General features: G+C 49.6%; 17 protein-coding genes. 13 read left to right on the top strand and 4 right to left on the bottom strand.

The window, feature by feature from the left end:
• Window positions 1-12 precede the first annotated feature (12 nt).
• The 3 genes from ACQ4MZ_RS28490 (at window position 13) to radC (ending at window position 3,126) form a co-directional block, all read left to right on the top strand.
• Window positions 13-759: a zinc ribbon domain-containing protein gene (locus ACQ4MZ_RS28490; protein WP_430851020.1), complete on the top strand. Its 747-nt coding sequence runs from the start codon at window positions 13-15 to the stop codon at window positions 757-759.
• A 62-nt stretch (window positions 760-821) separates the two neighbouring features.
• Window positions 822-2,360, top strand: a complete 1,539-nt coding sequence (locus ACQ4MZ_RS28485) for a hypothetical protein (protein WP_430851018.1) — start codon at window positions 822-824, stop codon at window positions 2,358-2,360.
• 61 nt (window positions 2,361-2,421) lie between these two features.
• Complete coding sequence (gene radC / locus ACQ4MZ_RS28480; RefSeq protein WP_430851016.1) at window positions 2,422-3,126, top strand: RadC family protein; 705 nt, start codon at window positions 2,422-2,424, stop codon at window positions 3,124-3,126.
• On the opposite strand, the gene ACQ4MZ_RS28475 is transcribed toward radC, so the two are convergent.
• From ACQ4MZ_RS28475 to ACQ4MZ_RS28460, 4 genes are all read right to left on the bottom strand, one after another.
• Window positions 3,127-3,942, bottom strand: a complete 816-nt coding sequence (locus ACQ4MZ_RS28475) for a DUF3298 domain-containing protein (protein ID WP_430851014.1) — start codon at window positions 3,940-3,942, stop codon at window positions 3,127-3,129.
• 29 nt (window positions 3,943-3,971) lie between these two features.
• Window positions 3,972-4,706 carry a LytR/AlgR family response regulator transcription factor gene (locus ACQ4MZ_RS28470; RefSeq protein WP_106595896.1) on the bottom strand — a complete coding sequence of 245 codons (735 nt, stop codon included), beginning with the start codon at window positions 4,704-4,706 and terminating at the stop codon, window positions 3,972-3,974.
• A 51-nt stretch (window positions 4,707-4,757) separates the two neighbouring features.
• Window positions 4,758-5,855, bottom strand: coding sequence for a sensor histidine kinase (locus ACQ4MZ_RS28465; protein WP_430851147.1), 1,098 nt, complete (start codon window positions 5,853-5,855; stop codon window positions 4,758-4,760).
• A 106-nt stretch (window positions 5,856-5,961) separates the two neighbouring features.
• Window positions 5,962-6,606, bottom strand: a complete 645-nt coding sequence (locus ACQ4MZ_RS28460; protein WP_430851011.1) for a histidine phosphatase family protein — start codon at window positions 6,604-6,606, stop codon at window positions 5,962-5,964.
• Window positions 6,607-6,691: 85 nt separating this feature from the next.
• Here ACQ4MZ_RS28460 and ACQ4MZ_RS28455 point away from each other — a divergent pair, with 85 nt between their 5' ends.
• The 10 genes from ACQ4MZ_RS28455 to ACQ4MZ_RS28410 all read left to right on the top strand — a co-directional run bounded on the left by ACQ4MZ_RS28455 (window position 6,692) and on the right by ACQ4MZ_RS28410 (window position 19,548).
• Window positions 6,692-7,117, top strand: a complete 426-nt coding sequence (locus tag ACQ4MZ_RS28455; RefSeq protein ID WP_430851009.1) for a hotdog fold thioesterase — start codon at window positions 6,692-6,694, stop codon at window positions 7,115-7,117.
• Between the two features lie 49 nt (window positions 7,118-7,166).
• Entirely contained in the window at window positions 7,167-8,414 is a 1,248-nt protein-coding gene (locus ACQ4MZ_RS28450; RefSeq protein WP_430851007.1) for a chorismate-binding protein, read from the top strand.
• Window positions 8,415-8,557: 143 nt separating this feature from the next.
• Window positions 8,558-9,661, top strand: a complete 1,104-nt coding sequence (locus ACQ4MZ_RS28445; RefSeq protein ID WP_430851005.1) for an efflux RND transporter periplasmic adaptor subunit — start codon at window positions 8,558-8,560, stop codon at window positions 9,659-9,661.
• A 52-nt stretch (window positions 9,662-9,713) separates the two neighbouring features.
• Window positions 9,714-12,803, top strand: a complete 3,090-nt coding sequence (locus tag ACQ4MZ_RS28440; RefSeq protein ID WP_430851003.1) for an efflux RND transporter permease subunit — start codon at window positions 9,714-9,716, stop codon at window positions 12,801-12,803.
• A 38-nt stretch (window positions 12,804-12,841) separates the two neighbouring features.
• Entirely contained in the window at window positions 12,842-14,188 is a 1,347-nt protein-coding gene (locus ACQ4MZ_RS28435; RefSeq protein ID WP_430851001.1) for a TolC family protein, read from the top strand.
• A gap of 120 nt (window positions 14,189-14,308) precedes the next feature.
• Entirely contained in the window at window positions 14,309-15,469 is a 1,161-nt protein-coding gene (locus ACQ4MZ_RS28430) for a glycosyltransferase family 4 protein (RefSeq protein ID WP_430850999.1), read from the top strand.
• Complete coding sequence (locus tag ACQ4MZ_RS28425; protein WP_430850997.1) at window positions 15,462-16,448, top strand: NAD-dependent epimerase/dehydratase family protein; 987 nt, start codon at window positions 15,462-15,464, stop codon at window positions 16,446-16,448. Before ACQ4MZ_RS28430 ends, ACQ4MZ_RS28425 begins: the two co-directional genes overlap by 8 nt.
• Window positions 16,435-17,595: a LegC family aminotransferase gene (locus ACQ4MZ_RS28420; protein WP_430850995.1), complete on the top strand. Its 1,161-nt coding sequence runs from the start codon at window positions 16,435-16,437 to the stop codon at window positions 17,593-17,595. Before ACQ4MZ_RS28425 ends, ACQ4MZ_RS28420 begins: the two co-directional genes overlap by 14 nt.
• A gap of 5 nt (window positions 17,596-17,600) precedes the next feature.
• Window positions 17,601-18,338 (top strand): sugar phosphate nucleotidyltransferase, encoded by a 738-nt coding sequence (locus ACQ4MZ_RS28415; RefSeq protein ID WP_430850993.1) that lies wholly within the window; start codon window positions 17,601-17,603, stop codon window positions 18,336-18,338.
• A gap of 370 nt (window positions 18,339-18,708) precedes the next feature.
• Window positions 18,709-19,548: a CvfB family protein gene (locus ACQ4MZ_RS28410; RefSeq protein ID WP_430850991.1), complete on the top strand. Its 840-nt coding sequence runs from the start codon at window positions 18,709-18,711 to the stop codon at window positions 19,546-19,548.
• The last annotated feature ends 22 nt before the right edge of the window (window positions 19,549-19,570 follow it).

Below are 19,570 nucleotides of genomic sequence, written 5' to 3'. Positions count from 1 at the left end.
TAAAAGACATACATGGAAAACACAATCGCACAAAAACTAGATGCTCTCCTGAAACTTCAGGAAATCGATTCAAGCCTTGACGAAATACTAAAAACCCGCGGGGACCTTCCCGAAGAAGTAAGGGACCTGGAAGATGAGATTGCAGGAATCGAAACGCGTTTAGGAAAATTTAAATCTGAAATTGCCAACCTGAACACAGAAATCGACAATTTCAAAAATGCGCAGAAAGAAGGGGAAAAACTGATCAAGAAATACAAAGATCAGCAGATGAACGTCCGCAACAACCGCGAATATGACGCCATCACCAAAGAAATAGAATTACAGGAACTGGATATGCAACTGGCCGACAAGAAAATCAACGAAGCCAGGGCCCGTATCCGCCTCATCGAGGAAGATGCCAACCGCGCGGAGTCCATCCTGAACGAACGGAACGAAGATCTGAAAGTTAAGAAAAACGAACTTTCGGTCATTACCTCGGAAAGCCAGGCCGAAGAACAGGCGCTGATCGCTGAAAGGGAGAAACACATTAAGAAAATCGAAGAACGCTTACTGAAATCTTACCAGAAGATCCGGGACAACTCACTCAACGGCTTGGCTGTTGTACACGTGCAGCGTGGCGCCTGTGGTGGATGCTTCAGCATCGTTCCTCCTCAGCGTCAGGCAGATATCCGTGAGCGTAAGAAACTGATCGTTTGCGAACACTGCGGACGTATCCTCGCCGACGTTGAAAGCGTTCAGCCGGTTCACCAACGCCGCTAGAATTATTAATATTAAATTGAAAGGTTGTCTGATCCGGGCAACCTTTTTTTATGTGCATTACCATGAGCAGCAGTTATTCGGAGGCCAAATATGCGGGATTCAGGTTACTGATGTGCCTGCTGCTTTTGTTACTTTTCCACCGGCCGGCATCAGCTATCGAGGAGCAAAGCGACGTTGCATTTTCTCCCAAACTGCAAAAAGCCTATTTTGAAATACAAAAACTGAGGCTGCCTGCCGCCCGTGAGCTGATCAACGACGAAAGGGCCGGCAATCCCGACAATCCGTTTATATCCTACCTCGACAGCTATGCCGACCTGCATGATCTGCTCATCGCCGAGGACCGCTCACGCTACAAAGTTTTCACCCAACAACAGGACAAGCGACTCGATTTGGTAGGGAGGCTTTCTGAAAAATCACCCTACAGGCGACTTTTTCAGGCTGACATCCGCCTGCACTCCGCATTTGCCAAGCTCAAATTCGGCAATGAGGTCAGCGGCTCGTGGGAAATTATCAAGGCTTACCGGCTCCTGGAAGATAACCGCAAGAAATTCCCTGCATTCACCCCTACCCTTAAATCGCTTGGACTACTGCACGTGCTGATAGGCTCCATTCCTGAAAACTATACGTGGATCGCCAAGATTCTCGGTTTGAAAGGGAACATCGCGCAGGGTATCCGCGAGCTCCGTGAAGTGGTAAAAGAAGAGCCTTTTTTCAAACAGGAAGCCGAGCTGATTGACCTCCTGTTACATGCCTACACCCTGCAACTCAGCCCTGAGCAACAAGCCCGGATTCGCCAGTGGCCGCAAGAACAACCCGACAACCTGCTACTGCACTTTTTCGCTACGACCGTTTTAATGAAAGAAAACCGGAGCGAAGAAGCTTTGCATTTCCTCGCCGATGCACCGACTGGCAGGGAATACATGCCTTTTCCGTTCCTTCATTACCTACACGGGGAAATCGCATTGCAAAGTGGCGTTTACGATGAGGCATTCGCCGCTTATGCCCGGTTTCTGAAACAATATGCCGGATTTAATTATATCAAAGACAGCTATTTCAAAATGTTCATGTGCCGCTGGCTCGCCGGGCGCGACCGGGAGGCCGCGGGTTATATGCAAAAAGTAACCCAAAGTGGCAGTACCATTGTGGAGGCCGATCAGTTTGCCGAAAGGATTGCGAAAGAATATGGTGAAGGAAAAATCAGTCCGAGCCAAAAGGTGCTGTACAAGGCCCGGTATGCCACCGACGGCGGTTATTTTCAGAGAGCCGGGGAACTGATGAAAGCTGTTTCGGAGAAAACTTTTAACACAACTTACGAAAAAGCCGAGTTCAATTATCGAATGGCCCGAATTCTTCAAAAATCAGGACGAACGAATGAGTCTGCACTATTTTACGACCGTTCGATAGCGCTTGGGCAGGCAGACCCGGGCGCCGGGGGATTTGCGGCTTCTTCGGCATTACAGATGGGTTACATTTATCAAAAAAAAGCTGATAATCAGAGAGCTGTAATGTATTTCAAAAAAGCGATGAGCTTTAAAAAGCACGAGTACAAAAACAGCATCGACAATAAAGCCCGTGCCGCGCTGACAGAATTAGGACAATAGGATTGTTACCAAAACGCACTTTCAGCGTATCAAGGATGCAAGCATTAATGCAACATTTGATATGCCCAGAAAAAAGAGCGACAATCCGAAAGTGATCATCAATTGGCACGATGACGACAAACCCCGTGAGAAATTCATGAACAAAGGCCGGGCCGCCTGCTCGGACTCTGAGCTGATGGCCATCCTGATCCGCTCGGGAACGAGGGAAATGACTGCCGTGGACCTTGCCAAAGCCCTCATGACATCGGTAGGCAACAATATTAATGAACTCGCCAAACTAAACGTCCGGGACCTGACAAAAATCAAAGGTATAGGCGAAGCGAAGGCACTTACCATCCTTGCTGCACTGGAACTCGGCCGGCGGCGCAAAGACATTATTTCTGATAAAAAACGTAAGATCATCGGTTCCCAGCCGGTGTATGAAGCCATGCGCCCCTATCTGATGGACAAAACGCATGAGGAATTCTGGATTTTACTGCTCAACCGCGGGAATTACGTGATGCGGGTGATACAGGTGAGCGTGGGCGGCATTTCCGGTACTGCGACCGATATTAAAATGATATTCAAAATCGCGTTGGACCATATGGCCAGTTCGCTGATCCTGGTACATAACCACCCATCGGGGCAGCTCATACCGAGCTTTGCAGACAAGGTGCTGACCGAACAAATAAAAGAAGCAGGCCGATTGCTCGACCTGCCTGTTCAGGACCATATCATCTTTACCGATGACGGTTATTATAGTTTCAAAGATTCCGGTGAAATGTGATCAGAACACCGCTTCTTTCCTGATAATACCTTTCAGCTCCTCATAAGGAATTGTAAGCTCGATTGGCCCACGGGCGTAGGCTGCTATTTCATAAGGATTATAGAAAAATAAGACTCCTTCCGGCCTAAACACATAATTGGCCGGAAGAAAGAATTTATGATTCGCGAGAAAATAACCTGCATCTTCCAGGTCGACCCCGGGCGCGAGCTTTTCCAGCTCACGAAACTTCTTTTCCACCAGACTCAACAAAGCCACCGAGTCGGCTACAAAGTTTTTCATTTCGATTTCCTCACCCGTTTTACCGTCGAAGGCATGATACGAAGTGAAGCTGTTGGGATGTGCGCCACCGGTGAATGCGTAATGATCCAGCTGATAGAACATTACTTTCGGGGTTGTCATGACGGTATCGCCATGCAATTCCACTTCCCAGCAGCCCGGAGAGTCGGGAAACTCCTTCTTGAAATCATTATAGTTTTTTTCAAAATCTTCGAAAGCTGCTTTCGGGCTTTTAATAGCCTCCAAGCGGGCTAACGCACTGGCCGGGTCACCGTAGGAATTCAACCGCTTAATGGCCTTGTCCGTCAGAATTTCCCTGATTTTGGTGGCAACAGCCCCGGAATCAGTCGGCTCCCAGAGGTTAATCAGCACAGATACCCCTTTATTGGAAACGGTATCACACCCTCCAAACTGCTCCTTTTTTACCTCTCCTGCCTGATAGCCGGTTTCAGCGACTGCCTGATCATTTTTGGACTGCTGGTTACATGCCCAGAACGACAAAGCGCCGAGCATCAGAGCAGCCATTTGCTTCAAACCCATGGTCTTTGATTTTTTCGGTTGGAAAGGGACTAAAGGCTCATCAGTTCTTTAAAACGGATAGCCTGGCGGCGCGAGATCTCGATTTTATCCCCGCCCTGTAAGGTTACCAGCAAGCCCCCACTGAACCACGGCTCGATTTTCTCAATCCAATGCAGGTTGATAATATGCTTGCGGTTGGCGCGGAAGTAGGTGTTCGGATCCAGACGTTCTTCGAGGTTGTTCAGCGATTTCAACACCAAAGGCTTCTGGTCGTCGAAATGCAAACGAACATAGTTTCCCATCGATTCGAACAGACGGATCTTACCCAGTTTTACAAACCAGCATTTCTCGCCATCTTTCACAAACACCTGGTCGTTTTCGCCCAGTACTTTTTCCGCCCGCTCATTCGCATGCGTGGGTGCTTCCGGCTGAGCCTGATTCTCCTCAATGCGGTGAATGGTCTCTTTGAGACGTTCGGTATCGATAGGTTTGAGCAGGTAATCCAATGCATTGAATTCAAATGCCTTGATCGCGTACTCGTCGAACGCGGTGGTAAAAATTACCTCCGGGCTTTTGCCTTCGATCGACGAAAGCAGTTCGAACCCGTTCTTGCCGGGCATTTGAATATCCAGGAAAAGCAATTCAGGCTGCTGCTCTTCGATCAGTTTCAGCGCCTCTTCCGCATTCGCGGCTTCTCCTACTATTTCAATTTTAGTGTATGGTTCAAGCAATCTCTTCAACTCGTTGCGCGCTAGTCGCTCATCATCTACAATTAAAGTCCTCATGGCGGATGGATCAGTTAGGAATAATAAACAGATAGTATATTGATTTGGTCATTAGTTCTCTTTTTCGGATCCTTCTCCCACCATCATCACGCCTTCCGAAAGCATCGGGATTTTAATTTCCGAACAAACCACGTTCTCTTTCTCCTGGAAAATCCGGAATGTTGCCGCCTTACCGTACAGAATCGACAGTCGCTCGGCTGTATTTTTTAAACCAACCCCGCCGGATTCGGTGTTGCCCAGGTTGCCTGCATTTACCTCCGTATCTCCCAGGTTCCCCGAGTTATGGATCGTGATAACAAGCAGCTCATTGGCAATTTCCGATTTTAACCCGATAAATCCACCTCCCATTTGCTTGGCAACCCCATGCTTGATACCGTTCTCGACGAGCGTTTGCAACATCATGGGCGGCACTTGCCAGTAAATAGCTTGCGGGTTGGTCGTAATGCTGTAACAAAGGCGGTCCTCGTAACGCACTTTTTCCAGTTCGAGATAATCTTCGACCGTGCGAAGCTCTTCCTGTAAATCGACTGTTTTACGGCGGTCGGCCAGCAATGAGTTCCTTAATATGTTGGATAGCTGTGTAATACTGAGCTGCGCACGCTTGGGATCTTCGTACACCAATGCGCGGATGCTGTTCAGTGCATTGAATGTAAAATGCGGATTGAGCTGCGAGCGTAGCACTTTCGCTTCCGCCTCGCGCATAGACATTCTCAGCATGATCTTCTCATAGCTGGCGAGTCGGTTCTGCTCCACATAGTGATAAACCGTGTAAGACAATATCCACGCCAGCAGGATTTTGCACCAGTTGGTATAATAACCCCAGAAAATCAACGGCTGGTTGAGCATATTGTGTTCCAGAACCTCACGATCCATTGGTTGGTTAATCATCGTCATGATAAGCCCCAGCCACAACACCGACCCGATCACCCGCAACGCAAGCCTGGGCAACGGCAGCGATGACCAATTCCACCGCCTGATCACAAGGCGGTACACATGGGTAAGGCAAATGCCCAACAGGATATTGGCCAGCGCAGAATAGAACTCGGTCAGCTTGAAACCGTATTCCAAGAGATACGGAATGTATTCGAACATGATGATTAATGTCCAACCCAGTATCTGAAGAGTCCAATAAATGCGTTTTTTGGACATGAGCATACGAACGCTGATAATGTATTGAAAAGCCACAAATGTATTAATGACCCCTCAGGGGAGGTACATTAATACACCAATGGAAACGAATCTACACAAACGGCTGCTATATCGTTTGCGGGATTTCGATGGAAAGAAGGTGTGTGATATCGTTGGAGACTTCCAGTTCGAACTGCTGGGTATCGTAGGAGTAATTAATCTTGTAGAGGCAAAGATTGCTGTGCTCGTAGTCGTCCATACGCACCAGCGGCTGTTTGAAAAGCGTCGTTAGTAATACGCGCATCGCACGGCCGTGCATGGCGATGAGAATATTCCTTTCATGCGGGCGGGAGAGAATCGTATCGATCACCGGTATCTGACGTTCGCGCACATCTACGGGGCTTTCGCCGCCTTCTGCGGCAAGATTCACCTCACCTGCTTTCCAGGCGTTTACCAGTTCACGATAATAGTTATTGTCGCCCGTATTCGGTTCGCGGCCCTCACGATCTCCCCATGATATTTCGTTCAGCCCCGAGTAGCTTTCATGCGGTATACCGAGCCTGATGAACCCCCGGACGGTTTGATGTGTTCGCTTTAAGTCAGAGGTATAAATTTTGTCAAACGGAACATGTTGGTAAGCATTAAAAAAAGCTTCGGCCTGAGCTTCTCCCCATTCATTCAGCAAGGAGTCAACACCGCTCCCCTGGACAACTCCCCTGCGGTTCAAATCAGTTTCACCGTGGCGAATGAGGTAAATCGATTTTCTTTTCAAGACAATAGGATAATTTAAATATAAAATTTACAAAAACCTTGTTTATATTCCGCAAAGCCAATACAAATTTATACATTTTTTAGATATGTTCGCTAAAACCGTCACCGTCGATTCATTACAATCTTTTGGACAAAACAGTATCGCCCATCACATCGGGATCGAGTTTACGGAAATCGGAAAGGATTATGTGTCAGCCCGAATGCCGGTCGATAAACGCACCCATCAACCCTTCGGAATTTTGCACGGCGGTGCCTCGGTCGTACTGGCCGAAACGCTGGGAAGCATCGCCTCATTCTTGACAATTCCTGAAAACGAAAACAAACACGCCGTAGGGTTGGAAATCAATGCGAACCACCTGAGGCCGGTGAAGGAGGGTTATGTGTACGGAACCGTGCGACCGATCCATATCGGCCGGACCACGCATATCTGGGACATCAGGATCACCAATGAGGAAAACAAACTGGTTTGCATCAGCAGACTTACAGTTGCTATTGTGAATGCAGACCGCTAACATTATTTTGCAGAAAATTGACCTAACGGGACACGCCCATTCGTTATAAATGCTATCAGTACAGACCGACACAGGGATTTCGATATTTGAGGGATTACAGATTCAGGAGCTTTGGCGTGCATCCAAAATGATGGGCTTTCCGTCCGCAGTATGGCGCCTGCCCCACGCCAACGAAATTAAACTGCTTATTTCCATTCAGGATGGCACACGTAAATGTCTGCCTGAACTCGAAAAAATGAGCCCGGGCTTTGTGATAAGCACATTCTACTGGGAAGACGACCAGGAAGTGCTTTTCCTGGAAGGCGATATTATCCTGACATTCTCGGAAGACAACCGGATCACGCACATCGAGAACCAACTCGGCGAGGAGCATCCCGAAGTAAAAAGACTCGTTCAGCTCGCATTAACCGAAAGCAACCACGAAAATCAGCAACAGGCAACTTCCAACCCGCTGTTACCTTTAAGCGGGCACCTGGATGCCAAATCCCGTTTCGAACGGACGGTAGAGCTCGCGGTGGCAGCAATCCGCCAGAATCAATTCAAAAAAGTAGTGCTCTCGCGTACCAAAGACCTGCGATACACCGATGCATTTCAACCCGCACAGGCATTTCAGCGACTCGTGAAAGCCTACCCTCACGCATTTGTTTCGCTGGTGAACCTGCCGGAAGAAAATGAACTGTGGCTCGGGGCAAGCCCCGAATTGCTGGTAGAGCAAATGTCCGGCGGTACTTTCAAAACCATGTCCCTCGCAGGTACGCAGGGTGCACGTGACGCATCGGGTGAGCTCATACCCAAGTATGACATCCGCTGGGGCGAGAAAGAGATTGAAGAACAGGCGCTTGTAAGCCGCTATATTATTGAATGCTTTAAAAAAATACGCTTGCGCGAATACCTGGAAACAGGGCCCAAAACTGTGCTGGCGGGAAATCTATACCATCTCAGGACCGTTTTCGAAGTCGATACCGTGGCGCTCAATTTCCCTGAGCTGGCTTCGGTAATGCTCAAACTCCTGCACCCGACGTCGGCTATTTGCGGTGTACCGAAGGCGCCCAGCCTTCGATTTATCAATGATGTCGAAGGTTACAACCGCTCCTATTACAGCGGCTTCCTGGGGCCAGTACAAGTGGGTGGTGATACCCATTTGTTCGTTAACCTCCGCACCGTGCGGTTCAAGGACGGCATTGCGACGTTTTTTGCAGGGGCCGGGATCACGGAAGACTCTGTACCTGAGCAGGAATGGTTCGAAACAGAACTGAAATGCGATACTTTGCTTAAAGTGATTGGTAGTTCCTTATAAAAAAATTAGCTGGCATTAAACTTTTATAGCGGCAAAAAGTCTAATCCGTTCGAGATTAATATCTAATTTTGAACAAAGCTCTGAATAGGACGCATTTAGTCCGTCAGACTCCTAAACCAATTTAAGCCAGGTTAACCAACCCTATGAATGTTATCGCCAGATCTGCCCGTGCAGAAGGAATGCCAAACTTAACCAAACCTCTGTCTTCACTTTTCATTGCCGGTTCGCTCTTTATTACGCTTTCGTGCGGAGAAAAAAAGGATACTTTTCAACAAAAAGGCGGTGGAGGCCCCACCATCGTGGATGTGATCGTTGCGAAATCCGAGAAGGTAAGTGACAAGGTAGAAGTGAATGGTACCATCGTGGCCAACGAATTCGCAGAATTGCGGCCGGAAGTAAGCGGATTGCTGACTTTCCTCGATGTACCGGAAGGCAAAACGGTCCAAAAAGGAACGGTGATCGCCCGGATTAACAGCGCCGACCTCCTTGCCCAGCTCAACCGGTCGAAAATACAGCTCGACCTCGCCGAAACGACCGAAAAGCGGCTCAAACAGCTGATCGCCGTGAACGGTATCAACCAGGCGGATTATGACCTGGCCCTCAACAATGTCAATACCCTCAAAGCGGACATGGCCTATACCCAGGCGCTGATCGACAAGACGATCATCAAGGCACCGTTCACAGGTGTGGTAGGCTTGCGCAAGGTGAGTGCGGGCTCGTACGTGACGCCCCAGAGTGTAATCGCCACGATGCAGCAACTCTCCAATCTGCGGATAGATTTCACGGTTCCAGAGAGCTACCAGCAATATGTGAACAAAGGCGGCACGGTGGAAGTAATGCTCGACCAGGCTTCTGGTAAATATGAAACCGCCCGCATTCTGGCTATCGAACCACAAGTGAACCAAACCACCCGTAACCTGACGGTTCGCGCGGTGCTGAGCTCTGGCAATACCAGCCCCGGCTCGTTTGCAAAAGTATATATCACTGCCAGCAACAATAAAAATAGCATACTTATTCCTTCCAACAGCATTATTCCGGAAGCCCGCAGCAAGAAAGTCGTGACCGTGAAAGGGGGTAAGGCCGTATTTGCACAAGTAGAAACCGGCGACCGCAGGGAAGATGTGGTAGAAGTAACCAAAGGCCTGAATGTCGGCGATACGGTGGTTGTTTCGGGTGTACTTTTTGCCCGTCCCGATGCTCCTGTGAAAGTGAGAAGTGTTAGAAACCTGAATGTAGCGAGTAAGTAACAATCGCCGTTGCGGCGCTTGTTGCAGTGACCATTCCTTTGAAACCCCTGCTATGAATATTTCAGAACTATCCCTGAAACGGCCCGTTCTGGCGGTCGTGATGAACCTGCTCATCATCCTTTTTGGTGTCGTAGGATATAACTTCCTTTCACTGAGGGACTACCCGGCCATCGACCCGCCAATCGTGAACGTGCGGACAAGCTACACCGGTGCCAATGCCGACATTATCGAGAGCCAGATCACCGAGCCGCTCGAAAAGAGCATCAACGGTATCCCTGGTATCAAGAGTATCAGCTCTTCGAGCCAGATTGGTTCGAGTAACATTACCGTAGAATTCAACCTGAAATCCGACCTCGAAGGCGCCGCCAACGACGTCCGCGACAAGGTGAGCCAGGCTGTCCGCAACCTCCCGCAGGACATCGACGCCCCCCCGGTGGTAAGTAAGGCTGACGCCAACTCCGATTTTATTCTCCTTTTGGCCGTACAAAGCCCGTCGAAAGGTTTGCTCGAACTGAGTGAATATGCCGAGAACGTCCTCCAACAAAGCCTGCAAACGATCGACGGCGTAAGTGCGATCAATATTTTCGGGCAAAAGCGCTACGCCATGCGCATCTGGCTGAATCCCGACCGGATGAGCTCCTACAACGTCTCCTTCAACGACATTACCACTACTCTTGCTTCGGAAAACGTGGAATTGCCCGCGGGTAAAATCTACGGCGACAATACCGAGTTGACGATCCGAACCATGGGCCGTCTGAAAAGCGAGAAGGAATTCAATGACCTCGTGATCCGCAATGACAGCTCGGGAATCGTGAGGCTCGGTAACGTAGCCAAAGTGGAACTGGGCCCCGAAAACGAGGAACAAAGCTGGAAATACAACGGCATGTATGCGGTAGGTCTGGCGGTAATCCCACAGCCCGGTGCCAACTACGTGCAGATTTCCGACGAATTCAACAAACGCCTCGCGGAAATCCAGAAATCCAATAAATCGGACATTACCTTCAACGTACTGATCGACAATACCCGCCTCGTGCGGCAATCTATCAAAGAGGTAGAAGAAACGCTGATCATCGCATTCTCTCTCGTGGTAATTGTGATCCTCTTCTTCTTCCGGAACCTGCTCGTGGCCGTCCGCCCATTGATCGATATTCCGATATCGCTCGTGGCGACGTTCTTCATTATGTACATGTGCGGGTTTTCGATCAATATTCTCACGCTGCTAGGCATCGTGCTCGCAACAGGTCTGGTGGTCGATGACGGTATTGTCGTCACGGAAAACATTTTCCGCAAACTGGAAAGCGGTTTACCGATCCGGCAGGCGGCATTGGAAGGTAGCCGGGAAATCTTCTTTGCAGTTATTTCAACTTCGCTGACATTGGCTGTGGTATTCCTTCCCGTAATTTTCCTAGAAGGTTTTGTGGGAAGCCTTTTCCGCGAATTCGGGATCGTGGTAGCCTCCGCGGTACTGATATCCGCATTCGTTTCGTTGACGATCACACCGGTACTGAATGTAGTGCTGAACCGCAAAAATGCAGGCCATGGCTGGTTTTATAACAAAACAGAGCCATTCTTCACCGGAATGGAAGACGGCTACAACCGAATGCTCCGCGGATTTATGAAAGCACGCTGGATTTCGTGGGTTCTGGTCGTAGCTTGCGGTGTGCTCATCTGGTTTACCTACACCCATTTGCAAAGTGAGCTCGCGCCGATGGAAGATCGAAACAGTGTCCGTTTCAGCGTTTCGGCGCCGGAGGGTACCAGTTTTGACCAAATGCAGCAGGTATCCGACCAGCTCAGCAATTTTCTCAATGATTCTATTCCTGAAAAAGCATTTACTTTCTCGGCAACACCCGGCTTCGGCGGGGGCGGCGTGAACAGTGCTACGGCTCGTATCGGCCTTGTCCCCTCCGACCAGCGAAGGAGAAGTCAGAATGACATCGCACAGGAAATTAACAAGAAGATGTCGCGGTTCAATGACGCCCGCATATTCGCAACGCAGGAGCAGACGATTTCCGTGGGTATCGGTTCAAGGGGCTCCCTTCCGGTTCAGTTTGTGTTGCAAAACCTCGATTTTGACAAACTAAGTGAAGTTCTTCCGAAATTCCTCGACGAAGCAAGACAGGACCCGACATTCCAGAATGTCGATGTGAACCTCAAATTCAACAAACCGGAGGTACGCCTGACCATCGATCGTCTCAAAGCACGTGACCTGGGCCTTTCTACAACCGATGTAGCCGCCACCATCCAGGCTGCATTCAGCGGTCGCCGGCTGGCCTACTTTATCATGAATGGCCAGCAATACCAGGTAATCGGCCAGGTGGAACGTTCGGAGCGTAACAAACCTGCCGATATCGAGAAATTGTATGTGCGTAACAACCGCGGCGAAAGCATTCCGCTCACGGCCGTTGTGCATATGGAAGAAGAGAGCGGCCCGCCGACCATTTATCACTATAACCGCTATAAAAGCGCTACGATTTCCGCATCGCTCGTGGAAGGCAAAACGATTGGCGACGGTGTGGAAGCCATGCGCAGGATTGGAGCCAAGCTGCTCGACGAATCCTTCCAGACGTCGCTCACAGGTCCATCCCGCGACTTCGAGGAAAGTTCTTCCAATACCAGTTTCGCATTTGGGCTGGCGCTTTTACTCGTGTACCTGGTGCTTGCCGGCCAGTTTGAAAGCTTCACCGACCCGTTCATTATCATGATCACCGTGCCATTAGCATTGGCAGGTGCGTTGCTAAGCCTGTATTTGTTTGGATTAACCATCAATATTTTCTCTCAAATCGGGATGATTATGCTCATCGGGCTTGTGACGAAGAATGGTATCCTCATTGTGGAGTTTGCCAACCAGAAACGCGAACAGGGCATGGGCCGGATGGCTGCGGCTATCGAATCGGCAACGCAGCGTTTGCGCCCTATTTTGATGACGAGCTTGGCAACCGCATTCGGTGCGTTACCAATCGCATTGAGCCTCGGAGCGGCGGCGACGAGCCGCGTACCGCTGGGAGTGGTGATCGTTGGTGGTCTGATGTTCTCGCTGATCCTGACGCTGTTTGTGATCCCGGCGATTTACACGTTCATTTCACCCAAAAAACACAAGGTGACGGAAGAGCAGAAAATGGCAGAGGAGCTTGTGGCTTAAAGGATATTTTTTTAACAAAATCAACTATTGTTTTTTACATGGGCTCGCTCACCTTTTTTAAAAAATACCAGTACACATTCATTCTCCTTTTGCTTTGCTGCAGTACCGGCTGGGCCGGGGCCCGGGGCATCGCACAGCCTGCCGATACATTGGCACTTACACTCGAACAGGCCGTGGCTACTGCGCTCAAAAACAGCTACGAAATTGAGATTGCCAAAAATAATGTCGATGCGAATACCATCCTGAACAACTACGGCGTAGCGGGCGGCTTGCCGACGGTGGCCCTCAACGCTTCCAATACAGAGCAAATCACTCAGGTAAACCAGAAACTGAACACCGGTGTGGAAATCAGCCGTAACGCCGCCGCGGGGAATAACACGCAGGCAAACCTTGCGGTAGGAATGCTCCTGTATAATGGAAAACGGGTAGTAGCTACCAAAAAACGGTTGGCCGAACTGCAATACCAAAGTTCTGAAGTACTCAATTCACAAATCCAGAATACAATTGCGCTGGTTATGACGAGCTATTACGACGTAGTTCGCCAGTTGAGTTACATCAATACGATCCGCACATCCATTATCGCTTCTGAGAAGCGGCTCGAAATCCTGCGGGTACGGAAAGAAGCCGGTATGGCCAACAATGCGGATATTTTTCAGGCCGAAATCGATTTGAATACACTCAATCAGACTCTCCTGAACCAGCAAATGGTGGCGCAAGTCGCCAAAACGGAACTGCTTCGTACACTTACGCTTGATCCCAAGTCGGCGGTCACCATCAAGGACACCATTACAGTGGACAACAATATGCAACTGGCCACCATATTGGACCGGTTAGCTGCGAATGCCGACGTTAAAGCGGCCGACCATCAGATCAAAATCAATGAACTGATTGTCAAAGAAACATCGGCGCTGCGTTACCCTACGGTCCGTTTCAATGCAGCTTATAACTTTTCCCGCAACCAGACAGCCGCTGGTCTTACACTGCTCAACCGGGTGGTAGGTCCGCAAGCAGGGCTCACACTCGCGGTCCCGATCTACAACGGCACGGCATTCAAACGCCAGAAGCAGGCCGCTGAGATCGACACAAAAACGGCCGAATTGCAAAAAAACACGCTGCTGCGTGATTACAGCGCTAGCGCGGTTAAGATGTACCAGACCTACCAGAGCTCCATCGAACAGCTGGAAAACCAGAAGAAAAGCTACGCGCTCAGCAAACAACTCCTCGACCTGACCCTCCAGCGCTTTGAGCTGATCCAGGCAACGATCATAGACGTGCGCGAAGCCCAACGCAGTTTTGAAGAAGCAGGTTACAGGCTGATCAACCTGAACTATGCCGCCAAAGCTGCTGAGATTGAACTAAAAAGACTTAGTAATACGCTTCAATAAGGCCATTGACCGTCCCCGGTATCAAAATTTTTCCGGGGACGTGCATTGATTTCCATAACAGTCCTGTCCAGAGTGTAAAGGCCCGCACGAGCCGCTTTGCAAGACTGAAATCAGAAATCAATGAAGGTACTGGCTATCCACAATATCCTCTGGTCGCATTACAAGGCCCGGATTTTCACCCAACTTCACCAAAGGTTGCATGAGGAAGGAAACGACTTCTTTGTACTGCAACTAGCCTTCAGCGAACTCAGCCGGCTAGGACTTAAAACGGACCTGAGCGTTCATACCTACCCTTATCAGGTCCTGTTTCCCGGCAAAGCCATCGAACAGATCGGGCATATTCAAAAAACACAAAAGCTACTCGCTGCACTCCGCCACCACCAGCCCGGAATTGTTTATCTCAATGGCTATTATGACCCATCCTACTGGTTTGTATTGGGCTATTGTAAAATCAACCAAATAAAAGTTGTGCTGGATTTCGAAAGCAGCGAAATCAGCAGGCGTAGGGTTTGGTGGAAAGAAGGCTTGAAAAAGGCCTTTCTCGGACAATGCAACGCACTGGTTTGCCTCGGACAGAAAGCCGCCGAATATGCGCTGAAACTGGATGTGAACCGCGAACGCATTCTCAGCACTAAAAATGTGGGTGTTGATAACGATGCTCTGCTCGAAATCTTCACACGTGAGCAAGCGTTGCGCGACCGCAGGAAAACAGAAGCCGGCCTGCCGCGCTTTAATTTCCTGTATGCGGGCAGATTCGTGGAACGCAAGAACCTCGACATGTTAATCAGGGCTTTTCATGAAGCCAAAAATCGCTCGAAAAACGGTAACGAATGGGGATTGATCCTGAGCGGTGAGGGAAGCCAGAAACCGCGGCTACAAGAACTGATTCGCTCGCTGGGCTGCGAACAAGTGCATTGGATGGAGCCCTGCGAATGGTATGAGGTACCGATTCGTTACACACTGGCCGACGTGGCCGTGCTCCCGAGTACATTTGAGCCATTCGGCTTCCTGACCAATGAGGCGATGGTATACTCTATGCCCGTACTCGTGTCCGAACGGTGCGGAAGCGCCACCGACCTCGTCATCGACGGGCTCAATGGCTTCCGGTTCGACCCTTGCAATCAAGAGGAATTTGCCGGCAAACTACAATGGTTTATGAGCCATCCCGAAAAGTTCAGGCAAATGGGCGCTAACGGCAAGGCGATCATCGATCAATGGTCACCAGACATCATCACCGAAGAACTTATTCAATCTTTTCATAAAGTTTCTGCATATGATTAATCAACAAGCCAAAACGGTGCTGGTAACAGGCGGCGCAGGTTACATTGGCTCCGAACTGGTCCGAATCCTGTTGGAGGACCAGTTTCGGGTGGTCGTACTTGATAACCTCTCATTCGGTGGCGAATCGTTGTTGAGCTTCTGGGGAAACCCGGCATTCCGTTTTATCAAAGGCGACCTCCGGAACGACAACGATATCCGGGCAGCATTAAATGGGGTACATTATGTGTGCCATCTCGCCGCAATCGTTGGTGAGCCGCCTTGCAAGAAATATCCGGAACTGGCGCTGAAAGTGAACTGGCATGCATCCGTACGCCTGTACGAACTTTGCGAAGAGGCCGGAATCGACCGGTTCGTATTTGCCTCCACTTGCAGTAATTATGGCAAAATGGCTATCGCCGACGCTCTACTCGACGAAACTGCTGAACTGAACCCGATTTCATTGTATTCGGAGACGAAGGTCAATTTTGAAAAATACTTGTTTGACCAGAAAAACAGCACTATTACGCGCACTATCCTTCGTTTTTCTACGGTTTATGGCATATCGCCACGCCCCCGGTTTGATCTCACGGTTAATGAATTCACGCGCGACGCGGCACTGGGAAAGCCGTTGCTGATCTACGGCGAAAACTTCTGGCGTCCCTATTGCCACGTGAGCGACCTGGCCCGGTCTGTGAAAATGACGCTCACAGCCGATCAGGAAAAAGTGGACGGGGAGGCATTCAACGTAGGAGATACTTCGCAGAACTATACCAAGAAAATGCTGGCGGCCGAGATCGGCAAAGCGATCCCTTCGCTCCAAGTGAACTACCATCCCGTAGTCACCGACCCACGCGATTACAAAGTGAATTGTGATAAAATCAAAAACATACTCGGCTTTACCATCACCAAAACAGTCCCGAACGGTATCACGGAAATAGCCTCGCTATTCCGCGAACAGGTAATCAGCGAACCGATGAATGCACGCTATGGAAACGTATAGCCCTCCTGTGATCCCCCTCTGTGAGCCCAACTTGAATGGGCGCGAAAAACAGTACATGGCCGAAGCCGTCGATTCCAACTGGCTGTCGGGCGGCAGTTTCCTGCGCCGCTTCGAGCACCAATTGGCCGACTACACGGGCGCAAAGCACGTAATAGGCATATCCAACGGCACGAGCGCATTGCAGGTTGCGCTCACGCTCGCGGGAGTGGAAAGAGGAGACCTCGTACTCGTCCCGGACCTCACTTTTGTAGCCACCGCGAATGCGGTAAAGTATCTCGGAGCAACTCCTATAATGGTTGATATCGACCCGCATACATGGCTGATGAACCTGGATTTGGTGCAGGATTTTCTTGAAAACCATACCTATCAGAATAGCGGCGGGTGCTTCCACCGCAAAAACCACCGGCGCATTAAAGCAGTGATACCGGTACACCTGCTGGGAAACATCTGTGAAATGGATCGGCTCAACGGTATTGCAGAACAATTTGCATTGGCGGTAGTGGAAGATGCGGCATGCTCGCTGGGGGCATTTCAAAACAGTCGGCATTCGGGCACGTCCGGCCTGCTGGGGACCATGAGTTTTAACAGCAATAAAATCATTACCACAGCTGGCGGCGGAGCTATCCTGACGCATAACGATACATTGGCCAAACGCGCGCGACACCTCATTACCCAGGCTAAAAGCCATCTTACCGAATATATTCACGACGAACTCGGCTACAATTTCCGCCTTGTAAACCCGCTTGCAGCTATGGGCTGTGCGCAAATGGAGCAACTGCCTGATTTTCTGCAAAGGAAAAGGGAGGTTGCTGCGCATTATCATGAGGCGTTCGCGGAATATGAGGTTGCATTTCAGCAATTAACGCCCGGCACCGATTCCAACTATTGGCATTCCGCCATGCTGGTCGACAAAAGCCGAAGCCTGATTGCAGGATTGGCAGCCGAAAATATTGAAACGCGACCGCTGTGGACGCCGATTCATGAGCTTCCGGTATTCCGGGAGGATGTGTATCTCACGCATGAGAATGTTTCATCCCAGGTATCCGGGCGTGGAATCATGCTACCCTGCTCAACTTCCATCACGGACGAGCAGCTGCAAAGAGTCAGCCAAGCTGTCGGGAGCCTTTTGAATAGCATCAAAAATTAAGCAATATGCTCCGGACCGCTGAAATGGGCCAATGGCCTGTGAATATCATCATTATGGCAGGTGGCAAAGGCACCCGTCTGAAACCGCTGACCGATAGCACCCACAAATCGCTCATTCCGGTAGGCGAAAAGCCCATTATCCGGCATCTGATTGATCATTTGACCATGTCAGGCTTTCGGGAAATGCACATTTCAGTGGGGCATCTGGCCGAGCAACTGACAGGCTACCTGCACGATGGCAGCAAGCTGGGCATTTCGATCCGGTATATTCAGGAACACAGTCCAATGGGCAGCGTCGGCGCTTTGACGCTGAAACATCGCTGGCCGCACGAGCATTTCCTGGTGATTAATGGAGATGTATATTCCAATTTCAATGTCGGAAACCTGTGCACCGAATACTTTTCCCGGAACGCCGATGCGGCCGTTTTGACCGTACCCAATGTTGTCAAAGTACCCTACGGAGTATTTGATATGGACGCGAATGGCCGCATCGGAAGCTTTGTCGAAAAGCCGGATTACGAGTTTATGGTCAATGCGGGAATTTATCTATTCAATCAAAAAGTCCTCAATCTCTTGCCCAAGGGCATTCCTTATGAAGGATGGCAACTCATTCAATCGGCGCTGCATGCGGGGTTGCATGTTGTCGGCGTGCCGCAGACAACGGGATATTGGATCGATATTGGGAGTATGGAGATGCTTCAAAAAGCCCAGCAAATGAATCAGATAGACGTTTCCCAAGAGTAGTGGCGCTGGCATGCAATTCTTTTGAATAATCATTATACTATTACCGCCACGTTGTCAGTCCGCAAATCACAAAATGACAACAAATCGCGACTCGAATACCGGATTTTGACATGAACAACGCGCTCACGGTTACGCGTAGCGAGAACGAGACGGAGCTCAATTCGTAAAGGCACCGCAGCATTACCTGGAATGCCGGCTATTATTCTACTTGGTATTCCAATGGCGGCCACGGCAATTTCTGGTCACTTTATCTTATCGCCTGAACCGCTCGAAGGATAAACAGAATATGGATAAGCAAGGTGAAATGAACGATGAAGAGTAAATCGACGCGAAAGCGCTACCTTTGTATCCGAACCTCGTTATTTAAATAATGCTATTTATAGGAAAATACAATTACCTGACCATCGAGCGGGTTACCAGCGTAGGGATGTTCCTGAGCGATGTAGAAGGTGAAGAAGTGCTGCTTCCCAATCAATATATCACGGACGAGATGCAAGTCGGCGACCAGATCAAAGTGTTCGTGTATCTCGATTCGGAAGACCGGCCCGTAGCGACCACGCAGACGCCCAAAATCATCCGTAACGAGTTTGCATTCCTGGAAGTGAAAGATGTTTCCGAATATGGAGCATTCCTCGATTGGGGGCTCATTAAGGATCTTTTCGTACCCTTCCGTGAGCAGCCGAAGCCGATGGAGATTGGCGAATGGCACGTCGTGTTCCTCTACCTCGATCAGAAATCGCAACGCCTGCTGGCCTCCGCCAAAATCGACAAATTCCTTGAAAACGACCGGCTCACCGTAGCGGAAGGTGAAGAAGTGGATTTGCTGGTATGGCAGAAAACCGATCTGGGCTATAATGTGGTCGTGAACCAATACCACAAGGGCCTCGTTTACGCCAACGAGGTATTTCAGCCATTGCAAATCGGTGATACGCTGAAAGGTTATGTCAAAAAAATCCGTGAGGAAAATAAGCTGGATATCAGCCTCCAAAAGACGGGCTACGACGTCGTAGAGCCGGTAGCGAAGCAAATTCTGGAAGAAGTCAAAAAAGGCAAGGGCTTTCTGAACCTTTCCGACAGCTCATCACCCGAGGCTATTTACAATAGACTTAAAATCAGCAAAAAAGTATTCAAAAAGGCGATCGGCGGGCTGTATAAACAGGGTATTATCCGCATTACTGATGATGGGATTTACCTGGTGGGAGAAAGTTGATTGTATTTTTGTAAATTGATTT

It is taken from the genome of Dyadobacter sp. BHUBP1 (genome assembly GCF_050587785.1).
Classification (GTDB): Bacteria; Bacteroidota; Bacteroidia; order Cytophagales; family Spirosomataceae; genus Dyadobacter.
The sequence above is the reverse complement of the archived record's forward strand: the minus strand, read 5'-3'. Positions and strand labels throughout refer to the sequence as shown.